Annotated in this window: 6 protein-coding genes; 3 read left to right on the top strand and 3 right to left on the bottom strand. The window is 74.3% G+C overall.

The features are described 5' to 3' along the window. Positions 1 to 218: 218 nt before the first annotated feature. Complete coding sequence (locus BJF79_RS54175; RefSeq protein ID WP_143220537.1) at positions 219 to 437, top strand: hypothetical protein; 219 nt, start codon at positions 219 to 221, stop codon at positions 435 to 437. Positions 438 to 499: 62 nt separating this feature from the next. Here BJF79_RS54175 and BJF79_RS32830 read toward each other — a convergent pair whose 3' ends face one another. Then, the gene (locus tag BJF79_RS32830; protein ID WP_075903297.1) at positions 500 to 1,345 is read right to left on the bottom strand and encodes an SDR family NAD(P)-dependent oxidoreductase; all 846 of its coding nucleotides are present in this window, start codon (positions 1,343 to 1,345) and stop codon (positions 500 to 502) included. Positions 1,346 to 1,439: 94 nt separating this feature from the next. On the opposite strand from BJF79_RS32830, the gene BJF79_RS51820 reads away from it, so the two are divergent. Continuing rightward, positions 1,440 to 2,321, top strand: a complete 882-nt coding sequence (locus BJF79_RS51820; RefSeq protein WP_075903295.1) for a helix-turn-helix transcriptional regulator — start codon at positions 1,440 to 1,442, stop codon at positions 2,319 to 2,321. On the opposite strand, the gene BJF79_RS32820 is transcribed toward BJF79_RS51820, so the two are convergent. After that, positions 2,318 to 2,983 carry a TetR/AcrR family transcriptional regulator gene (locus BJF79_RS32820; protein ID WP_075903293.1) on the bottom strand — a complete coding sequence of 222 codons (666 nt, stop codon included), beginning with the start codon at positions 2,981 to 2,983 and terminating at the stop codon, positions 2,318 to 2,320. The genes BJF79_RS51820 and BJF79_RS32820 overlap by 4 nt on opposite strands. 23 nt (positions 2,984 to 3,006) lie before the next feature. After that, positions 3,007 to 4,230: an acyl-CoA dehydrogenase family protein gene (locus BJF79_RS32815; RefSeq protein WP_075903291.1), complete on the bottom strand. Its 1,224-nt coding sequence runs from the start codon at positions 4,228 to 4,230 to the stop codon at positions 3,007 to 3,009. A gap of 47 nt (positions 4,231 to 4,277) precedes the next feature. Between BJF79_RS32815 and BJF79_RS32810 the strand changes: the two genes are divergently transcribed. Further along, positions 4,278 to 4,528: SDR family NAD(P)-dependent oxidoreductase (locus BJF79_RS32810; RefSeq protein WP_143220533.1), on the top strand; the 251-nt coding region annotated here is incomplete at its 3' end.

Genomic DNA, 4,528 nt, shown 5'->3' with positions numbered 1-4,528 from the left:
GGCGCCGCGGTCGGCCGCGACGACTTCGCGCTGCTCTGGCTCGACGACGTGATCGGCGCCGGGGTCGTCCTCGACGGACGGCTGCGGCGCGGCGCGTCCGGCGGCGCGGGCGAGGTCGGGCTGCTCAAGTTCGGCGACGCCGACTTCTGCGGCCTGATGGAGCTCCCCGCCGTCCGCGGCCTCGCCCCGGACGCCTCGCCGACCGGATCGTCCGCGGCGTGTTCGCGCTCGTCGCCGTCCTGGACCCCGGCCTCGTCGTGCTCGGCGGCGCGCTCGGCGCGCGGCGGCGACGGGCTCGCCCGGCTGGTCTCGGCCCGCCTGGACGCGCTGTCCCCGGCGGCGACCGAGGTGCGCCCGGCGGTCGTCGAGGGCGACCCGATCCTGCGGGGCGCGGTGCTGCCGCCCTCGACGCCGCCCGCGACGCCGTCTTCGGCTGACCCCGCGCGCCCGGCCTGCGCGCCCGGCTTGCGCGCCCGGCCTGCGCGCCCGGCCCTCGTGCCTAGCCCTCGTACGTCGCGGCGTCGATACCGGCGGTCCGCAGGACGAGCCGGTCGCGGGTCCGGTCGGGCACCTTCGCCAGCGTCGCCATCATCCGCGCCTCCCGCCCGGCGAGGTAGACCGAGGACGGGCGCCGCGCCGTCAGCGCCTTCACGATGACCTTCACGACGCCGTCCACCGGAGCCCGCGACGCGTTCTCGGTGAACTCGCCCATCTTCTCGGCCAGCCCCCGGTAGAGGCGGTGCGTCGCGGCGTCGCCGCGCCACCCGGCGGCCCGGGCGGCGTCGCCCGCCTTGGCGAAGATCTCCGTCTGCATCGAGCCCGGCTCCACCAGGCTCACCGCGACGCCGAGCGGGCGCATCTCCATCCGCAGCGCCTCGGTGACCGACGCCAGCGCCGCCTTCGACGCGGCGATCGGCCCGAACGTCGGCGCGCACATCCGGGAGCTGACCGCGCCGATGTTGACGACCCGGCCCTTCGCCGCGCGCAGCATCGGCAGCACCGACTGCGTCACCGCCACCTGGCCGATGACGTTGACGTCGAACTGGCGGCGCCACTCGTCGAGCGGCACCGTCTCGACGGGGCCCTCGACGATGACGCCCGCGTTGTTCACCAGCGCGTCCAGCCGACCGCCGGTGCGCGCGGCGACCTCCTTGGCGGCGGCGTCGATCGTCTCCTCGTCGATGAGGTCGACGACCAGCGGACGGACGCCCGCGGGCAGCCGGGACGCGTCGGAGGAGCGGCGGACGCCCGCGTACACCTCCCAGCCGAGGTCGTGCAGGCGCCGGACGGCGGCGCCGCCGATGCCTCCGGCGGCGCCCGTGATCAGAACGGTTCGAGTGCTCATGAGGCCATGCTCGGGGGGCGGCGCGACCGGAGGAAGACTACAGTTAACAGTATTAACCGGACTGACAGGATGCGACGGGAAAGGGGGCCGGGCCGTGCCCGATCCGACGGCCGAGGCCAGGCGCCGGGAACTCGGCGGCTTCCTGCGCTCCCGCCGCCACCGGCTCGCGCCGCGCGACGCCGGCATCACGCCGGGCCCGCGCCGCCGCACGCCGGGGCTGCGCCGCGAGGAGGTCGCGGCCGCCGCGGGCGTCAGCCTCACCTGGTACACGTGGCTTGAGCAGGGCCGCGTGAACGGCGTGTCCCGGCAGGTCCTCGACGCCCTGGCCCGCGCGCTGCGGCTCGGCCCGGACGAGCACCGGCACCTCCTCGAACTCGCGGGCGAGCCCGCCGCCGAACCGGCCGCGCCCGCCGCCGTCTCCGCCGAGGTCCGGGCCCTGCTGACCATGGTCGAGCCGAACCTCGCCCACGTCGTCACCCGCTGCTTCGACGTCGTCGCCTGGAACGCCCCCGTGGACGCGCTGTTCCGCGACGTCGAGGACCCGCCCTTTGGCGAGGACCTCAACATCGTCTGGATGATGTTCCACCATCCGTGGATGCGCGCCAGGTTCCCCGAATGGGAGGCCGAGGCGCGCTGGCTCACGGCGCTGCTGCGCAACGAGGCCGGCCGGCAGGCGGGCAACCCCCGCTTCCAGCGCCTCGTGGAGCGGCTCACCGCGACCAGCGCCGAGTTCCGCGAGTTCTGGGACGGCCACGACATCACGCCCTTCACCCCGTCCGAACGCCACTACAGCCATCCCGCGCTCGGCCGGGTGACGCTCCGGTTCATGAAGATCAACGTGGAGAACGAGCCCGACCTCAGCGTCCTCGTGCACTACGCGTCGCCCGGGGACGGAGAGGCCGCCGCGGCCCTCGCCCGGCTGGCGGAGACGGCGCGGACCCCGCGCGCCGACGCCCCGCGCCGACCCGCCGGCTAAGCCTTGGGCAGCCGCTCGCCCGTTCGGAGCCGGTCCAGGCCCAGCCAGATGAACTCCACCGCCATCTGCTCGGCCCGCTCCCGCGGCGTGTCCGGATGCTCCAGCCACCACGACACCATCGACAGCATCGACCCGTACATCAGCGGGACGAGCAGCCGCGCGCGGTGCTCGTTCACCGCGAGCGCGGCGGGCGACAGCTTGGGGTCGGCGCGGCGGCGCCGCAGCAGCAGGTCGGCGAACGCGGTGCCGAGCCGGTCGCGCAGCTCCCGCAGCTCCGGCCCGACCTCGGGCTTGTCGAGGTGCCGGATGACCAGCGCCCACGCGTCCGGTTCGGCCGTGGCGTAGTCGAACAGCACCCGGATCATCGCCCGGATGCCCTCGCGCGAATCGTGCTCGGCGAGCACCGCCGCGTTCAGCCGTCCGGTGAGCTCGGCGACGATCGCCTCGGTCACCTCGACGAACAGCTCCTCCTTGGACGCGAAGTGCTGGTACAGCAGCGCCTTGGACACCTGCGCCGCCCCCGCGACGTGCTCCATCTGCGTCAGGTGGTAGCCGCGGCGGCCGAACTCGGCCAGCGCCACCTGCAGCAGCTGCTCGCGCCGCCGGGCGTACGGCATCCGCCGCCGCACGCCCGGGGACGCGTCCCCCGTCGATTCGCTCATCTATCCGTTCATCTGCCGATCGGTCACTTGTCGAGGTACTTGCCCAGCTCGGCCCGCGCCACGGACCGGACGTGCACCTCGTCGGGCCCGTCGGCGAGGCGCAGCGTCCGCAGCCCCGCCCACATGCCCGCGAGCGGGGTGTCGTCGCTGACGCCCGCGCCGCCGTGCACCTGGATGGCGCGGTCCACCACCTCCAGCGCGACGCGCGGCGCGATCACCTTGATCGCCGCGACCTCCGAGCGCGCCGCCTGCACCCCGTGCTCGTCGATCAGCCACGCCGTCTTCAGGGTGAGCAGCCGGGCCTGCTCGATCGCCATCCGCGACTCGGCGATCTGCTCGCGGACGACGCCCTGCTTGGCCAGCGGCCCGCCGAACGCCTCCCGCGACACCGCGCGCTCGCACATCAGCTCCAGCGCCCGCTCGGCCATCCCGATCGCGCGCATGCAGTGGTGGATGCGGCCGGGGCCGAGGCGGGCCTGCGCGATGGCGAAGCCGCCGCCCTCCTCGCCGACCAGGTTCTCCACCGGGACCCGCACGTCGGTCAGCCGGATCTCGCAGTGGCCGTGCTGGTCCTGGTAGCCGAACACGGGCAGCGGACGGACGATCTCCACGCCCGGCGCGTCCACCGGCACCAGCACCATCGACTGCTGCCGGTACGGGTGGCCGTCCGGATCCGTCTTGCCCATCACGATCATGATCTTGCAGCGCGGGTCGGCGGAACCGCTGATCCACCACTTGCGCCCGTTGATCACATAGTGGTCGCCGTCGCGCTCGATCCGGGTCGAGATGTTGCGGGCGTCGGAGCTGGCGACGTCCGGCTCGGTCATCGCGAACGCGCTGCGGATCTCGCCGTCCAGCAGCGGCCGCAGCCACTTCTCCTTCTGCTCGGGCGTGCCGAACAGGTGCAGCACCTCCATGTTCCCGGTGTCGGGCGCCGCGCAGTTCGTGGCCTCCGGGGCGAGGTTGGGGGAGCGGCCCGTCACCTCGGCCAGCGCCGCGTAGTCGGTCACGCTCAGGCCGTGCGCCGGGGCGTCGCTGTCGGGCAGGAAGAGGTTCCACAGCCCGCGCCGGCGGGCCTCGACCTTGAGGTCCTCGACGATCTGCGGCACGTGGTGCTCGCGGCCCCGCTCCCGCAGCTCCCGCCGCTGCGCGGCGTACACCGCCTCGGCCGGGTAGACGTGGGAGTCCATGAAGTCCTGGAGGCGGCCGTGGTAGTCCCGCGCCCGCTCGCTCAAACCGAAGTCCATTCCGCTAGAGTAACTGACGAGTCAGTTACTTTGGAGGGGAGTCCCCAATGGCAGCCTTCGACGGCACGGGCTTCGACGGGACCGGCAAGGTCGCGCTGATCACCGGCGGCGCCAACGGCATCGGGGCCGCGGTCGCGCGCCGGCTCGCCGCCGGGGGCGTCCGGCTCGTCCTCGCCGACGTGGACGAACGGGGCGGCGCCGCCCTCGCCGCCGAGCTGGACGGCGCGTTCGTGCGCTGCGACGTGCGCGAGCCCGCCGACAGCGAGCCGCCGTCGCCGCCGCCGTCGACACCTTCGGG

This window comes from Actinomadura sp. CNU-125 (genome assembly GCF_001942465.1).
Lineage (GTDB): Bacteria > Actinomycetota > Actinomycetes > Streptosporangiales > Streptosporangiaceae > Spirillospora.
Note: the sequence above shows the minus strand (reverse complement) of the source record. Positions and strands in the feature narration are given on the sequence as shown.

Bases quoted from the DNA above. Each gene is read 5' to 3' on its own strand.
- BJF79_RS32815 (WP_075903291.1), bottom strand. From the start codon at position 4,230: ATGGACTTCGGTTTGAGCGAGCGGGCGCGGGACTACCACGGCCGCCTC.
- BJF79_RS32820 (WP_075903293.1), bottom strand. From the start codon at position 2,983: ATGAGCGAATCGACGGGGGACGCGTCCCCGGGCGTGCGGCGGCGGATG.
- BJF79_RS32830 (WP_075903297.1), bottom strand. From the start codon at position 1,345: ATGAGCACTCGAACCGTTCTGATCACGGGCGCCGCCGGAGGCATCGGC.